Origin of the sequence: Shewanella sp. SW24 (assembly GCF_025653395.1) — a bacterium.
In the GTDB taxonomy this organism is placed as follows: Bacteria; Pseudomonadota; Gammaproteobacteria; order Enterobacterales; family Shewanellaceae; genus Shewanella; species Shewanella oncorhynchi.
Genome location: NZ_JAKKSH010000077.1, coordinates 1 through 723, shown reverse-complemented (window position 1 = coordinate 723; position 723 = coordinate 1). Strand labels below are relative to the sequence as shown.

Annotated in this window: 2 rRNA genes; both read right to left on the bottom strand. The window is 45.8% G+C overall.

Annotation, left to right across the window (positions count from 1 at the left end):
• Positions 1-151 (bottom strand): 23S ribosomal RNA (locus tag L5M17_RS22960); the annotation flags it as partial.
• Between the two features lie 362 nt (positions 152-513).
• Positions 514-723: ribosomal RNA gene (locus L5M17_RS22955) — 16S ribosomal RNA — on the bottom strand; the annotation flags it as partial.

Sequence of the window (723 nt, the reverse complement as noted above, 5' to 3'; positions counted from 1 at the left end):
GCGATAACAGCTTATGCTGCTGGGTTCCCCCATTCGGACATCGTTAGCTCAAATGCTTGTTACTAGCTCGCCAACGCTTTTCGCAAGTTACTACGTCCTTCATCGCCTCTGACTGCCAAGGCATCCACCGTATACGCTTAGTCGCTTAACCATACAACCCAAATGAGTTTCACTCACCTGCGYCGCATTGCGACCAGCTTGGTTTTACTTGTCTCACTTCTGACCAAAGAAGTGGACGCGCCTTAGACGTAAACTATTCAATAAAGAATAATTTACTWTTGAATATTCAAGACACTTAATAAAGTGTTTGAGAACTCATGTTCAATGCTTTCGCATTAAACGTTTTGTAATTAATCACATGACAGACTCATGCAATTAAATACTATCAGCTTTCCAAATTGTTAAAGAACAACATCTACCTGCAAGAGGGATGTTTCGCTCTGACTTCTCGTGAGAGAAGCTAAACAAGCAATCTGTGTGAACACTCAGCAAACATTAAGTTAGTCGTATAGGTAAGGAGGTGATCCAGCCCCAGGTTCCCCTAGGGCTACCTTGTTACGACTTCACCCCAGTCATGAACCACAAAGTGGTGAGCGCCCCCCCGAAGGTTAAGCTACCCACTTCTTTTGCAGCCCACTCCCATGGTGTGACGGGCGGTGTGTACAAGGCCCGGGAACGTATTCACCGTGGCATTCTGATCCACGATTACTAGCGATTCCGACT